We start from the raw sequence: 15,210 nt of genomic DNA, 5'->3' as shown, positions 1-15,210 counted from the left end.
TTTCAAACCAAAACTCGACTAAAATACTCACGATACAAATGGCATCGAGGTACGACTCGATTACCCTGCTGCTCTACTAATCCCATACTATGTAGCTTGTAAATCTGGAGTGAATCTAATTCGACTGGCTCCCATGAAGTGACAACTTGCTGCAATGCTTTAGCTAATTCTGGTGCTTGTCGTAGTGCTTGCAAATGTCGTCGTAAATGGTTGCTGTAAATACCTGCTTCTGTGGCTGCTGCTTGTAACAACTCCTCTAATGTTATCTTTCCACATGCAATTTCATATATTCCTAAACGTACTAGATAAGGATGTCCGCATACCATTTTCATGAGCTTTTCAACCTCACTATTGTTCCAATTAAGCCCATGGAAACAAGCTAAACTTTTTACTTGAATTGGGTCAAATTCTGTTAGTTCTAATGGTACTCCCGCATTGAAAGGAGATTGATTGATATCTAAGGGGATATAAACTTCCGTTGAATGGGCGACGACTAATCGCAGTTGTCTCCAGATATCAGCAATTTTTCCTTTTTCATGCCAGCTGCGTAGCATACCCAAAAAATCTTCAATGACCTCCCTATAGGAAAATAGACGATCTATATCATCTAATCCTAATACCAAAGGACAATTAATTTGGGGCAATAAATACTCTTCAAAGTACAGTGTACAGTTATCGTTGCTACCGAAAATTTCCGTATCCCAATAATTATCTAGCTGATTAGCTAACTTTAACTCCCGACTAACCTGTAGGCAAAGCGAGCGTAGAAACAGCTCCAAATTAGTCAAAATCGACTTATTGACGCTATTCAAACTCAGATACACTGTTTGAGCATTTTCCGAAGCAGCATGGTCTAACAGCTTCATGATCAAAGAGGTCTTACCCATTAACTTTGGGGCTTTAATCCGAATTAACGCCGCCGGTTTAACTACTGTTTTATAGCCAAGAGATTCAATCCCATCTCGTTCAATGTAAAAGGGAGAAGACGGTGCCACTGCACCTTCAGGAAAAGGGAATTCTGTTGCTGAAACACGGAGATATGAGGGCAAGTTGATACTAGTTTGTAGTTGTGTTTTAGCTCTCTCTAAAGCGACTTTAAAATTCTTTTTAGTTAACTTTTCCCCTAAAGCTTCAGACAGCTTTTTCCATAACTGATTGCCAATATCTTTGTTAAGGTACTCTGTACTATAGCCAGCTCGTTTGCCAATTTCTTCATAGGTTAGTCCTGCCCAAGAACCTTCAAGTACAAGTATTTCTATATCATTAAGGTGCTTTTGGGTCTTTTGGAAAAGCAGTTGTTCTGCTATTTCTTTTGCCTGCTGCCAAGTCAGTCCTGATTCTAAGTTACTCATTCTGAGTCGTTTCGGATGAAGACACAGATACCAGGGTAAGCGCAAGACAAATTGAGCCAAAATGCGATATAGGGCAAGAATTATGACCATATTAAGCCTTGATTCTCAGCACTATTGCATATTTATATCAATATTGTTGATAAGAATGCCGCCTTATTGATTCTCGCGTTTCCCCTGACACAGATACCAGTCTGGATTCTATTTTCTATATTACACGACTTGGCAAGTTAAGGGTGAATCAAGGAGCCACAACAGGGTAATCTGGGAGACATCACAGTTAGAGAGTTAACCGGGTGTATCTCATATTTGTAAAAAAGAAGGGGGAGCGTGGGAAGTGTGGGGAGGGTGGGTAGGGTGGGGAGATAGGGAGATAGGGAGATAGGGAGATAGGGAGATGGGGGAAATTTTTATTAAGGGTAATGTCATATTCGTCAGTATCCCAAATTCGTTACATTCGTTCCTAGCTCAAATTGAGGATTTTGAGATTTCATGTCTGAATTCCTTGTGATTATTACTGTGGTGGAGGTAGATGCATCCTTTTCACAGTCACTTATCCTGTGGATGGATAATGAGTACAATCACGTTGTGACGATGCCAGAATGTTACCGTTCACTCCCTTGAGATAAAGACCTTATGTCCCACCCTTCCGGTTATAGCAGTACGGATTAAGCTTAGGACATTGATAAAAGCTGAAAAAGTGCGACCCGTGGCGAATTAAATTCGCCAACGGAAAGCGCACCTGCGATGCATGTAGTTAACTTTTGCCTCTTGCCTCTTGCCTCTTGCCTTGCGGCTAGCGCTATAGTTGCCAGTAGTCTCGGCATCCGACCTGTGAGCGCCCTTTAGTTGTCTAGCATCAGCACTGCAAAGCGTTTGTTGCCATTGACGGTGTAAGGCTCAACATCAAAAATTCTCGCCCCATTTTGTTGCCACAGTTGATTAACTTGCGCTGCGGTTTTACCGTAGTACCACCACCAGCGTTGACCTTGAGAGCGTTCCATGACGACAGTAAAAGTATTGTTGCCGCGCCTTTCGATATCGATTAATCTGGCTTTGTTTTCTTTGAGTTTCGAGCTAATAAAGCTGGGTGATTTGTTGGAATAAACCCACCACGCCTTGCGGTCTGCACCTGTATTTTTAATCATTACAGCACTAAACAGGCGCTTACCACCGACAACATAGGTATCGAGGTCAACAATGCGTGCTTGATTATCCTTGGCTTTTGCCATGATGTCATTAAAGGAAAGGTCAGTATAGTACCACCAAGCCTTAGCTTCAGAAGCTGTATTGGAAACGAGAACGACTGCATAGCGTTTTTTACCATTGACCCGATAAACTTGCAAGTCGATAATCCGAGCCCGATTTTGCGAGAGTTTTTCTTTGAGGGTCTCAGACGTTATACCGTAGTACCACCACCATTTCTTGGCATATGCACCTTGGTTTTTCACCATTGCGGCGCTAAAGCGATAGGGAGAGGTAGATTCTACTTCCAGGTCAATAATTCGATAACCTTCCTTAAGCTTGGCTTTGATTTGGTTAACAGACACACCTTGCAACCACCAAAACTGGGTAGGCGTAGTGTCTGAGGTTTCCGTCAGAGCAATCTGTGTATTGGTAGTGGTTTCTAGTTGATTAGCTTCTGAGGAAAGAGGCTGCAATTGAGGAGTAGATTCGGGGAAAACTGGACTCGATGCAGTAGCATTTAAACTCAATAGTGGTAAAGTGAATCCGAGTGTTAGGAAGAATGCGATCGCATTTCGTTTCATAATCTTTGTTCACCTGAATGCATAGATGTAATGTTGAGTGAATGTCCAACTAGCCAATTTGCTCTCTTCTGCGTGCTAGTTGCGGCTAATGGTAGATGCACTCTAGATTCGAGTTGACGAAAATCCAGTCATTAAGTTCCTACAACAATCCTTAGTTAGGAGAAACAAAACCAAACTGTCTGGGGTAGCAAATCTTGTATTTGTATGTACAAGCCGAACAAGAATTAACAGGTGATTTCTCACATTGCACGCGCACAGAAACAATGCCTTCAAAGTCTCCTGTTAACTTTCGGAATTGAGGAAGAGCTGGTGCAGCCGATACATTAAAGACTTGAAATATCCCCACTGGGCCTTCAAGTTCGACCCTGAGATCGTGGTTGCCAGTAGCTTCTATTTCTAGGCTAATATTGCGACGAATTCCTGATTGCCAAATTAAGTCGGGTACCCAAAGGCAATCAGTAGAGCTATCCGGTTGGCGAGATACTTCATTTTCTACGCAAGCGGTTGGTAAAAACCCGACAAGGGTTGGAAAAGGTTGAGTTTGTTCTTCTGCGTAAAAAAGAATAGAATCAAGAATTAAAACAGCAGTTTCTGGTTGATTATCTATACGAGAAGGGATTAATTCAATGCTTGTTACCTGATCTAATTCTTCAACAAAAGGCGCTCCAGCGTTGATTTTCCGGGTAAGAGGTTCAGTTTGCTTTTTCGTGGTAATTTTTACCTCAAGATTGCTGTTACCTCGATTGGTAAAGTTTGCTAGAACTCTTTGAGGACGACGAGAGCGAAAAATGTTTCTTTTCCATTCCTTACAGAGCATCTGCACTGTTTCCTGCATCCAGGATATTTCAGGAGATGACTGTTCTTTCATACATTCAGTGGATTGATAAACCATTTGGATTTATTCTTGATTTAGGTTGTATAGCGCTACGCGCAAGGCAGCTATGCTGAGGGCAGAAGGCAGAAGTTGACTCTAACAAGGTTTTAGAAATAAGAGTTGTCCTAACCTTAGTGCGTACTGCGATAAATGTAGTAATGAGTTTTTGGTGACTCAGTGTAGGCAATGTCTACACTACCTGCTACACATCACGCTGCCACCACAGAACCACATCAGCAAAGGTCATACGACCCTGGGTAACCACAAATTTGATCCGATTGTTGCCATGTTTGAGTAAATTGGCACTAATCACTTCGTGGATGGTGTTTAAGCCAGAATTCCCTAAAGTAAAACTGACCTGATTAGAATTATTGACAGAAATATTGAAGCTAACTCGCTCGCTAGTGGGATAAACCATGAAGGCAAGAATAGATCTCGAACCTAAATGGGCATCACCGGGAAGAGAAAATGAAAAATCTTGATCGATATCTGCGCCAACTTGCAAAGTGAACTTGCTGTCTCGTATAATGCTATAGTCTGAAATTCTAGCCATGATTTTTACCTGTGATTAATTAGTACATTGCTCAAGCCCAAACCTGAAATAAGCTTGATATCAATCATTATCTTGATATATATAAAAAACAACCATGGGAATAAAATCAGGTAATTCCAAGGATAGTTGAGCGATAAAAATAGGATTAAATCAGGTCAAATAAAATTAAAATAGGAAAAAGTCAGGTAGATTGATCTGGGCTGGCAAATTTATGCCATCATAGCTATATCCCGCAGTAGATGTGCTGTGCTGCCATGACTGACAATTCAAACTCTGATTACGAATATCATATTGGTGGTAGTCTTCCGGCTGATGCACCGAGTTATGTGACGCGACAAGCCGACTGGGAACTTTATCACAACTTAAAAGCCGGACAACTTTGCTATGTTCTCAATTCCCGACAAATGGGTAAATCTAGCCTGCGCGTGCGGGTGATGCAAAAGCTACAAGCAGACGGTATCGTTTGTGCTTTTGTTGATTTGACCGGGATTGGCAAAGAGGGTATTACTCCTGAAAAATGGTATGCTGGAATTATCTATTCTCTTGTTAGTAGCCACCCGCTCAAAGAAAACTTTAATTGGCGTTATTGGTGGCGGGAACGCAGAGATTTACTTTCGCCCATACAGCGCTTGCATTCCTTTATCGAGGATATTTTTTTAACAGCAACACAAGAAACTATTGTCGTTTTTGTTGATGAAATCGACCGCGTTTTAAGTCTAAATTTTTCGTTAGATGACTTTTTTGCCTTAATCCGCTTCTTTTACAATCGGCGAGTAGATAATCCTGCCTATCGTCGTCTGACTTTTGCCCTTTTGGGAGTGGCAACCCCAAGCGATTTGATTAAAGATAAAACCCAAACTACTTTTAATATTGGTCAGGCCATAGAACTACAAGGATTTAAACTACAGGAATCCCAACCTTTAGCTAAAGGTTTAGCAGGAAAAGTAGACAAGCCGCAAGGGATTTTAGCAGACATCCTCGCTTGGACGGGAGGACAGCCATTTCTGACCCAAAAACTATGTCAGCTTGTAGTTCGAGAAGCAGACAAAGATAGAATTGTGAGTTCCCAATCCCTTGAGGAGATAGTACGCAAGCAGATCATCGAGAATTGGGAAGCACAAGACGAACCCGAACACTTGCGGACAATCCGCGATCGCATCTTCCGTAATCCTCAAGGTGTAAGTAGGCTCCTCGGTATCTATCAACAGATTCTACTGGAAGGAGAAATCATTGCTGACTCTTCTGTGGAACAAACAGAGTTGCGTTTAGCAGGATTAGTGGTACAACAGCAGGGTAAATTAAGGGTTTATAACCGAATTTACCAGCAAGTTTTCAATCAAGAATGGGTAGAGAAGCAATTAGAAAAGCTGCGTCCTTACTCTGAAAATTTCACGGCTTGGGTTGCTTCCGATTATCAAGATGAATCCCGTCTATTGCACGGTCAAGCATTGCAAGATGCCTTGCAATGGGCGAGTGATAAAAGTTTAAGTCCCATTGATTATCGTTTTTTAGGGGCGAGTCAGGATTTTGAGAAGCGAAAAGTTGAAATTAATCTAGTTATTCAACAAGGAGAAAGTCGGCTCTTAGCCAAGGCCAATCAAACTTTAACCAAAGCGCAACAGCAAGCTAAAGCCGAATTAACCAAAGCGAAACAAACAGCCAAGATGATCGTTGGTATTGGTTCTGGCATTCTGGCAATTTTGTTGTTAGTTGCCACCGTCGTCGGATTGCAAGTTAGACAAGCTAAACGAGAGCTTGCAGAATTAAAGCTATCACTGCTTAGTGTCAACTCCCAAAAAGCGTTGGACTCCAGTCCCTTTGAGTCTCTGTCGAAAGCCCTGCAAGCAGGACAAAAACTACGAGGCATGGAAAAGTGGCAGCCAGTGGAACCAGAGACAGGTAAGCAGGTAATTGATACCCTCCGTCAGGCAATTTACCTTACTACAGAACGCAATCGCCTTGAGGGACATCAAGCTGCGGTGATAAGTGTGAGCTTCAGTCCTGATGGTCAAAGGATTGCCTCTGCTAGTGCAGATCAGACCGTCAAGCTGTGGGATCTCAAGGGCAAGTTACTAAAAACCCTCGAAGGGCATAGTGATAATGTTTTGAGCATCACCTTTAGTCCAGACGGCAAACTCCTTGCCTCTGCTGGTTGGGATGGAACGATAAAACTGTGGGATGCTTTGAAGGGTACCCTGCTCAAAACGTTTATTGCTCATAATCCTAAGATTGCTAGCATTAGTTTTAGCCCAGATAGCAAAATCCTGGCGGCGGCAGCTTTTAATGGCACGGTAGCACTGCTGAAGGTGGAAAATGGCACCCGGATTAGAATCCTCAATCACGGTACTGAACCAGTTTTAAGTGTCCAGTTCAGTCCCAATGGTAAGCTGCTTGCTTCTGCTAGCTTTGACGACACACTCAAACTCTGGAATGTTGAGGATGGTACCCTTATTCATACCTTTAAAGGTCATCGCAATAAGCTCAGTAGTGTCAGCTTTAGTCCAGATGGCAAACTCCTCGCTTCTGGTAGTTTTGACCACACAGTGAAGTTGTGGAGTATTGAGGATGGTAGTCTAGTGCATACCTTTGAGGGTCATCGAACTCCTGTGCGGAGCGTTAGTTTTACTCCCACCTATGCTCAGGCTCAGCTCTTGGCTTCTGCTAGTGAAGATGGCACGATCAAACTGTGGAATTTAGAGACCAAGGAACTTGAGCCGGAAACTTTCAGGGGTCATCGCCGTCAAGTTCGGGATGTCAGTTTCAGTCCCGATGGCAAAATGCTCGCCTCTGCTAGTACTGACCAAAGCGTGAGGCTTTGGGAAATACAAGGGATTGAACCACAAACCCTTTTTGGTCATCATGATCAGGTCCGGAGTGTTGCTTTTAGTCCTGATGGTAGCACTATAGCTTCTGGCAGTGCAGACCGCACCGTGAAACTATGGGGTGTCAAAGATGGCAATCTATTACAGACTCTGGGAGATCATGCTGAGTCTGTCAACAGTGTGAGTTTCAGTCATGATGGCAAATTTATGGCCTCTGGTAGTGACGACCGTAGAGTCAGGGTATGGAATCTAGAGAATAGTCAACTTGTGCATGTTTTTGTCGGTCATAACCACATGGTAACCAGTGTGGATTTTAGTCCTGATGACAAGATGCTTGCTTCTGCGAGTAAGGACGGCTTAGTAAAGCTATGGAATCTTAAGCAAGGCATACTGGTGCAAACTATTGCCGCTCATCCCAATCAAATTAGAAGTGGTGTGGAAACAACTGTGAGTTTCAGTCCCAACGGCAAACTTCTTGCTTCTACGGGTCATGATCGCACAGTAAAGCTATGGAATTTAGAGAATGGCACCTTAGAGGAAACTCTTGCTGGTCATCGCAAATATGTCAAGAGTATCAATTTCAGTCCTGATAGTAAGATGATCGCCTCTGCTAGTACAGATCATACGGTCAAACTGTGGCGTGTAGAGGATGGCACTATGCTGCAAACTCTACGTGGTCACAACAACCAGCTTACCAGTATCAAATTTAGCTCTGATGGCAAGCTCTTAGCTTCTGCTAGTCTTGACAGTAGGATAAAGCTATGGGATGCCACCACAGGAAAAGAACTGCAAACCTTAATTGGTCACCGTCATTGGGTTAACAGTGTGAGTTTCAGCCCTGATGGTAAATTTCTCGCTTCCGCTGGGTCTGATAACACGGTAAAGTTGTGGAATTTGGAGCTAGATCTTGATAATTTGATGCAGCTAGGTTGCAACTGGCTTGATGATTACTTAGCTACACATCCTGAGATAGAAGAATTAGAGTCTGCTTGCCAAAGTGCTCTTGAAAACAGATATAGCAATTCTCATCACGAGTGAGGACAAAGCTTACTTGTTTACTTCTGCCTTCTGCCTTCTGCCTTCTGCCTTGCTTTTGCCCTTAGTATAAGTATTCAACCGGACATGATATTAATCCACCCTACCAAATCGCCCAAAGGGAAAAAGACGGAATAAGACTTTACCATAAATTTGCTTCCTATGCACCAAGCGCATCAACAACTTATCCTGATCATCTGGATTTTTACCCAAAACTAAATAGCAACAAGAGGGGATTTCTCTGTCTACTTCGTCATCATCTTGGATGAGAATTGCTTGAATGTAGTCAGTTTGCAGCCGTTGACCATTGATATAAACTTCTCCTTGCTTAATCGCAAACGTTTCCCCAGGTAACGCCACAATCCGCATAATGTACTTCTTACCATTAAAGCCTTGCTGCGCCAAATTTTTTTTAACCCAAAAGTCAATCACATCTCCGTGGTGGAATTTGCGCCAATGACGGGTCACAATATCCCTGAGAACCACATCACCGCTCTGGACTACTGGTACTACCGTTGATTCTAGCCCACTGTCAACCCTATAGATGCTGCTACTAAGAATTAGAAAAACAAACAGAGAAAATCCCAACAGAATATAGCCCAGCCCAGGGTTTTTATAACCTTCAATCAGGGGGGCTGGAACAGGTTCATTGCCCACAAAATACTGACGCAGGGAATCATGAATAAAACGGTAACGGCCTCCCACTTGCTGAATCAACCGCCGTTCTGCGGCATAACTGAGGAACCTGGCATAGTTCCAAGGAATTGCTCCCCTTTGCCACAAAATTAGCCTCAGGGTCAAGTGCGGTATCCAGTCTTGACCCCCACTTGCTATTGCCGAAACCAATCCTACAAGTAAACCCATTCTTAAAGAGCTAGTCAAATCAAAGTTAGTTGGGGTAAAGATGGAGACAAAGGGAAAAATTAATGCCCCAGCCGGAAAAGCAAACAGGGGAATAATAAACGTTTTTTTAAAAGATTCTTTTATACTTTGATTAGGGTTTTCCTTAGCAAGTTCTGTTTTTAAGCAAAAAAAACGCCCAAAAATTATCCATCCCAAAAATAAAATAAGCAAAAAATTCAGCCCAAAAATAAGCAAAAAATTCAGCCCAAAAATCAGACAAGAAGTCAGCCCAAAAATCAGACAAGAAGTCAGCCCAAAAATCAGACAAGAAGTCAGCCCATACCAACTTACAGAAAAAGCTTTAGCTTGTCTTTCGTAGTCTTTAAAATCCGTGAAATTTAGCCCTAAAATTAGCCCAAATATCAGCCCATAAAGCAGACCAAATATCAAATCAGAAAGCAGACCAAATATCAAACCATAAAGCAGACCAATAATCAGTCCAGAAATTAATCGAAAAAGACTTCTTTGAAAACCTTTTTTTAACCAATATGACTGCATATTTTCAATTAAAAATTCAGTGGTTGAATCGGCTACTAATTGCCGAGCTAGATAAGTCAACCAATGTCTAGTCTCCTCATCTCCATAAGGAACTCCCTTGGGATATTTTTGCTCATCAAGGGGTAACTTTAAGCGCTGCTCCACATAGGCTGACCACAGTTGTGCTTTATTGGTAATCGGCTGCCTCTGATATGCCGTCACCATTACGTTTAAAAACAGGGGTTTATCTGCCAGTTCTCTCATCTGGGTATCACTGGATAGCACTTGCCAAAACTCCGGTTTACCCAGGCGCTGGAGATAATCTTGAATTTGGACTTTATTAGGGGACTGCAAGCAATAAGCCCCATTAAGTTTACGTAGTTTGACTCTTCCCTGCTGATATTCTTCCAGGCGACAGCAAACCACCCCACGGCGTTCGATGTTTTGCTTGAAAAACTGATTAATTTTGGTGACGCACAGCCGTTGACGGGGTATGCCTAACTCGTCTAAACCATCGAGAAGGGGCAGTAGTTGATGGTTTTTAAACCATTGTTGACTGATTTTTTCGTCAATGCTGTATTTGTCCTTGAGTTGAGCTACTAACCATTGATCAAGGGGTTGCTGATCATTTTTCCAGGCAGAAAGCTCGAAGATGATCGGGATAGGTGCAACATGATTCTGTTCTGCTTGCCTAACTAAAGCCTCGGCTAGTCTTAGTAAAGTGGTAGTTTTTCCAGACCCCGGTTCCCCTAAAATTAGTAACCGACCTTTCACATCTGGCCGTTCAAATACCTCCATTGCTGAGGTTTGAGGCGGTAGGGGAATTACTTTCTGTCGCTCGGCACGTTCTACCGCCCCCTTGCTCTCCTCCATGGGTAATTCCAGATAGAGATTCATCTCTAACTGGTCTTGGTGCAGAGAATCCTGGAGTCGAGTTGTTACCTCCCGCTTGACTGCTTCTAGTAACTTTTTGCGAATGCGACTAGCAGCATACTGATCACGGTCGAGCCATCCAATTAGCTTGCGTTGTAATTCTTTCCAAAGGGGAGCTGGCAAATGTCTTGGCTGCTCCGAATTATAGTAGTAATTAGTTTCGGAATACGAACCGTGGTCACCAAAATCAGTCTCCCGGTAATTACGTCCTGTCTTAATTTGACGCTCTGGCCGCTTTCGTTCTTCAGTCACGACTGTTGATTAAGCTAGGGTGATCGAAGTTTAGTCTGGTGTTAAGACTGCTGAGTTTCCTGCCAATCTTCCAGCGCACCGATAATAAAACTAGCAGCCGGATGGTTCAGCAGTTGCTCAAAAGCACTGACACCACCAGCTTTCAAGGCACTGATTACTCTATTTCTCAAAACAGGGTTAGTTTCAATCTGCTCAACTGCTGCTGCTGCCACATTCATCTTTCCAGTGGTAGTATCGGTAGGGTAAGTTTTGTCTAAGGTCTCTAGTAATTGTTGAATCTCTGCTGCAGCTTCCGCGAGGTTTTGTTTTTGCTCTGGGTTATTGTTGTCATGCTTCTCTTTGTAATTACCTTGGTCCCTGAAGTTGGTTTCTCGGTAATCTCTACCTGTTTCATAGTAGTTTCTACCTGCTTGAATATTGCGATCGCCACTCATAACTAATTTCTCCTTAGCCCCTCACGGTAAAGCCAATCCTCTATCCCTTTTCAGCCATGAGTACCCTCAATGCACTAAAAATGGGAGTATTGGCTGTATTGTAGCTAGATTCGTAATAGATTGACTGAATGTAAACTCTGTGATCCAGCCAGAAGAAGGCTACTGCCAGATAGCCTATTGGCTTCATCGTCACCTATCTCATCACCTAGAATTTTAGAGAAATTATTAGCATAGACTGCAAGCTCACCCCATTCAGCAACAGGTTCTTGTTGATTTTCCAGGGCATCTATACTGTCTCGAAGACATTGCTCAATTTGTTGAAAGTAATTGGCAATATTTTGACTTTTTTCCTCTTGAGCTTGCTGGATGCGATCGCTTAGTTCGTACAGTATCCTAGCAACTTCTCTGATGTCACTTAGCATTGTTTAGATCAGTCGATATTCAGTTAAAAACGGACACTAATCAGGTTGATAATGCAGGGTAAACCCATGTTGTTGAGTGACCGGGAATAGTTCTCAATAAACCCTGCCTTAATGCACTTGTTGACAATGGATTGTCTTGATGCAGTTGCTCATAAGGGAAACCCCAAAACAGCAAGACAGCACTAGCTCTCCAAGACCGCGCTGCATCGATCCGCGTGCTTGTTGACCATGCATTATCTACATATAGTGTTTGTTAAATTCAAAAAACACTATATATAGGATTCAGAAAATTAGATGCTTTTACCCTGATTGATAATGATACCGAGCCTGCAAAAAGTAAACTCGATTTCCACTAACTTTATAAACCAACCGATGTTCCAAGTCAATACGACGTGACCAAATATCTGAACCCATATACTTAAGCGGTTCAGGTTTTCCTAGTCCTGTGAACGGATTACCATCTAGACTATCCGCTACTAAATCCAGGATCTTATCTCCTTTTTTGAAATCGTTGCGATACCACCAACGAAGATCTGCTTTGAAATCAGGACTGAAAACCGGAACATACCCAGCTAATTGGTTCTGGTTAGCAGGATTGGAAACACCACGGTCTTTCTTACCTTTGTCACGACTCAATACCCAATTCCTCTTTTAATTCTTCCAAACTTTGAGGAGTAGCTTCTTGTGACTCTGCCCATTCCAAAGCCCTAAACAGGCGCTTGGCATTTTCTGGCGATCGCAACAAATAAATGGTTTCTAAGATGCTGGACAATTCATCTTCAGCAATTAACGCGACATTTTTCTGGTTACGACGCTTGATTACCATAATTTGGCGTTCATCGTAAACCTGATCTAGTATGCTAGCTAGGTTAGCTCTTGCTTGAGAATAGGTAGTTTCCCGACTTAACATCGTTTCACTGAAGCTGACTTGTACAATAATATTGTACATACCTCACATGGAAACTGCACCGTAATCTGATCGGTGGAACAGGCATCTTGCCTGTTACAATTCCCCGGCAGGCAGGATGCCCACCCCACTGATGTTCATCCCGCCCCTCAGCAATGCCGGATTTTTGCCCGATTCCCGATTCCCGATTCCCGATTCCCGATTCCCGATTCCCGATTCCCTATTCCCTTGATTACCCAAATACCTCCTGAATTCCTAACTGCTCCAAGCCTTGCCCAATCAACACCAAGCGAGTCTGACGCTTTTCATCAGCTTGCCAAGGACGGTCAAAGAAACTCTCAATGCGATCGCCTACTCCTTGGATCACCATCCGCATGGGTTTATTAGCAACATTCACAAATCCCTTAATGCGATAAATCTCTTGCTGTTGCACCAATTGTCGTAATTTTGTCTTGATTACCTGTGGCTCAAATGCCTGATCTAAAATCAAGTTAACTGAATTAATATCATCATCATGGTCATGGTCTTCTTCATGATCATGATGGCTAGGACGTGATTCTAAATTATCTTCCACTCCGGCATTAAATCCTAGCAGTAAATCAGGACTAATTTCTCCCTCGTGACAAGGAACTACCTTCACACTAGTTGGTAACTGGTGTTGCAACCAATTGTTTACTTTGGTTTGAGTAGGACTATCCACTAAATCCACTTTAGTCAACAGCACCATATCAGCACAAGCTAGCTGGTCTTCAAACAATTCCTCGATGGGAGTTTCATGTTCCAAGGTTGGGTCAGCCTGACGTTGGGCTTCTAAAGCATTGATATCGCTCACTAAAGTACCAGCGGCTAAGGCATCGCAATCTACGACAGTAACCACCCCATCCACGGTAGCGCCCGTGCGAATTTCTGGCCAACGAAAGGCTTGAACTAGAGGTTTAGGCAACGCTAATCCCGAGGTTTCAATCAGGATATTATCAATCTTGTCACGACGCTTCAGCAATTCTTGGATTGTCGGTAAAAATTCTTCCTGAACCGTGCAACACAGACAACCATTCGCTAGTTCTAAAATATTATTATTCGCATCATCGTCTTCATCACAAATCTGACAGGAACGCAATAGTTCCCCATCAATTCCTACTTCACCAAATTCATTAACAATTACAGCAATGCGCCTGCCCTGATTATTTTGGAGCAGGTGACGCACGAGAGTAGTTTTGCCACTACCGAGGAATCCGGTAACAACAGTAACAGGAATTTTTGCAGCCATTTTAAATAAGTTAAGGAGTAAAATTAAGGTTTAAGGTTGGTTGGTTGAAGGTTGAAGGTTATTTTGTTGAAGGTTGAAGGTTATTTTGTTGAAGGTTGAAGGTTGAAGGTTGAAGGTTGGTTGAAGGTTGAAGGTTATTTTGTTGTTCGCCTTTGGTGTTCAGTTTAGGGTAGGTTTAAGGTTGGGATATATATCCGTCAAGAAGGTAAGACATTAATATCTCAGGATTCAGTTAGAACTTTTAATCGGGTGATATTCGATCGCCATCCAGATACAATCCGTATCTGAATAATACTGATGCCACGGATAGGTATATTGCTGGTTTTGGTGTACTTCACAAAAAGGAACGATCTGGGTGTATCCCTCAGTCATCAAGAGATCTTCATAGAGAGTCCCAAAATCCTTTTCTTTGAACTTCTGCATTCGTCCCTGTCCCAAGACTTGGGTGTGAAGCTCAAGAAAGTCATGTTGGTTATGGATGGCACAATCGGTACGAGAAGGGGCATACCAGAGGTTAACTTTAACAGAGAACTTTTCTTGTTGATGGGGTGTACTCGATTGCCTTGCCATAAAATAGGGATCGACGTCTATAATTCCAGCCTCATCTTGAGGAGATTTCCACAGGGGTACATCTTTGGGGAAGTCGATCAAATTCCCTAAGAGATCCCACCCTGGCTCAAAGACAATCTTGCCGATGTTTTTGCTCTCTACTACCTCCAGCAAAAGTAAGGATTTGGCTTTTTGGACAGTAGTATCTTTTAGGATGGTAGATGAAAAAGCCGGAATAATGCTGGTGTTCGTTTCGCTCAGGTAAGCATCTGTCTCTTCAGGATTAACGGTGATAGTACGACTGTTAATGGGATAATTTTCCACATTTTCAACGTACTTCCCATCTATGTAGGCACCGGAAAAGTTAAGTTGTTTAACTTGGTTAGCTTTCATCGGTTTTTGACACAGAATTAAAGGACTAGCTACCTAAGAGGTTGTCTGAGAAGTCTCATTTGCTACATCCAAGCCCCCGTTGGTCCCCCAAGCGAGGGATCCCTCGCTTGGGGGACTTTTAGCAGCAAATTGATTCTTCCCCACCGGTGCGCACCGCATAATTGGGGGGCTAGGGGGGCAAAATTCAGTATCAAAAAACTTTTTAGATATCCTCTAAGGCGAAAGGCAAAATGAAGAATGGTGAATGCTGAAAGCAGAATACATAAAGCAG

Annotated in this window: 13 protein-coding genes; 2 read left to right on the top strand and 11 right to left on the bottom strand. The window is 42.8% G+C overall.

The genetic code is table 11. From position 1 onward, the window contains the following. Nucleotides 1–2: 2 nt before the first annotated feature. Nucleotides 3–1,442, bottom strand: coding sequence for an AAA-like domain-containing protein (locus tag BJP37_RS25205; RefSeq protein ID WP_081431326.1), 1,440 nt, complete (start codon nucleotides 1,440–1,442; stop codon nucleotides 3–5). 399 nt (nucleotides 1,443–1,841) lie between these two features. On the opposite strand from BJP37_RS25205, the gene BJP37_RS43915 reads away from it, so the two are divergent. Continuing rightward, on the top strand, nucleotides 1,842–1,973 hold the full coding sequence (locus BJP37_RS43915) for a hypothetical protein (protein ID WP_269087061.1): 132 nt from the start codon (nucleotides 1,842–1,844) through the stop codon (nucleotides 1,971–1,973). Nucleotides 1,974–2,194: 221 nt separating this feature from the next. On the opposite strand, the gene BJP37_RS25200 is transcribed toward BJP37_RS43915, so the two are convergent. The 3 genes from BJP37_RS25200 to BJP37_RS25190 all read right to left on the bottom strand — a co-directional run bounded on the left by BJP37_RS25200 (nucleotide 2,195) and on the right by BJP37_RS25190 (nucleotide 4,545). Continuing rightward, nucleotides 2,195–3,118, bottom strand: a complete 924-nt coding sequence (locus tag BJP37_RS25200) for a hypothetical protein (RefSeq protein ID WP_075902921.1) — start codon at nucleotides 3,116–3,118, stop codon at nucleotides 2,195–2,197. Nucleotides 3,119–3,269: 151 nt separating this feature from the next. After that, complete coding sequence (locus tag BJP37_RS25195; protein WP_075902919.1) at nucleotides 3,270–4,010, bottom strand: hypothetical protein; 741 nt, start codon at nucleotides 4,008–4,010, stop codon at nucleotides 3,270–3,272. A 184-nt stretch (nucleotides 4,011–4,194) separates the two neighbouring features. Beyond that, nucleotides 4,195–4,545 (bottom strand): hypothetical protein, encoded by a 351-nt coding sequence (locus tag BJP37_RS25190; RefSeq protein ID WP_070394578.1) that lies wholly within the window; start codon nucleotides 4,543–4,545, stop codon nucleotides 4,195–4,197. A gap of 254 nt (nucleotides 4,546–4,799) precedes the next feature. On the opposite strand from BJP37_RS25190, the gene BJP37_RS25185 reads away from it, so the two are divergent. Beyond that, nucleotides 4,800–8,405, top strand: coding sequence for a WD40 domain-containing protein (locus BJP37_RS25185; protein ID WP_075902917.1), 3,606 nt, complete (start codon nucleotides 4,800–4,802; stop codon nucleotides 8,403–8,405). Nucleotides 8,406–8,495: 90 nt separating this feature from the next. On the opposite strand, the gene lepB is transcribed toward BJP37_RS25185, so the two are convergent. The 7 genes from lepB to BJP37_RS25150 form a co-directional block, all read right to left on the bottom strand. Continuing rightward, nucleotides 8,496–10,967, bottom strand: a complete 2,472-nt coding sequence (lepB, locus tag BJP37_RS25180; protein ID WP_075902915.1) for a signal peptidase I — start codon at nucleotides 10,965–10,967, stop codon at nucleotides 8,496–8,498. A 41-nt stretch (nucleotides 10,968–11,008) separates the two neighbouring features. Further along, nucleotides 11,009–11,401, bottom strand: coding sequence for a hypothetical protein (locus BJP37_RS25175; RefSeq protein WP_075902913.1), 393 nt, complete (start codon nucleotides 11,399–11,401; stop codon nucleotides 11,009–11,011). A 104-nt stretch (nucleotides 11,402–11,505) separates the two neighbouring features. Further along, nucleotides 11,506–11,823: a hypothetical protein gene (locus BJP37_RS25170; protein WP_075902911.1), complete on the bottom strand. Its 318-nt coding sequence runs from the start codon at nucleotides 11,821–11,823 to the stop codon at nucleotides 11,506–11,508. 300 nt (nucleotides 11,824–12,123) lie between these two features. Next, nucleotides 12,124–12,459: a Txe/YoeB family addiction module toxin gene (locus BJP37_RS25165; RefSeq protein ID WP_075902909.1), complete on the bottom strand. Its 336-nt coding sequence runs from the start codon at nucleotides 12,457–12,459 to the stop codon at nucleotides 12,124–12,126. Beyond that, a complete protein-coding gene (locus BJP37_RS25160) occupies nucleotides 12,449–12,733 on the bottom strand; it encodes a type II toxin-antitoxin system Phd/YefM family antitoxin (protein WP_075906449.1) in 285 nt (94 codons plus the stop codon). The genes BJP37_RS25165 and BJP37_RS25160 overlap by 11 nt, the downstream gene beginning before the upstream one ends. A 229-nt stretch (nucleotides 12,734–12,962) precedes the next feature. Beyond that, nucleotides 12,963–13,997 carry a cobalamin biosynthesis protein CobW gene (gene cobW / locus BJP37_RS25155; protein WP_075902907.1) on the bottom strand — a complete coding sequence of 345 codons (1,035 nt, stop codon included), beginning with the start codon at nucleotides 13,995–13,997 and terminating at the stop codon, nucleotides 12,963–12,965. A 228-nt stretch (nucleotides 13,998–14,225) separates the two neighbouring features. Next, nucleotides 14,226–14,939, bottom strand: coding sequence for a hypothetical protein (locus BJP37_RS25150; RefSeq protein ID WP_075902905.1), 714 nt, complete (start codon nucleotides 14,937–14,939; stop codon nucleotides 14,226–14,228). Between the last annotated feature and the right edge of the window lie 271 nt (nucleotides 14,940–15,210).

The sequence above is a fragment of the Moorena bouillonii PNG genome (assembly GCF_001942495.1).
Lineage (GTDB): Bacteria > Cyanobacteriota > Cyanobacteriia > Cyanobacteriales > Coleofasciculaceae > Moorena > Moorena bouillonii.
This window is presented reverse-complemented; position numbering and strand designations above follow the sequence as displayed.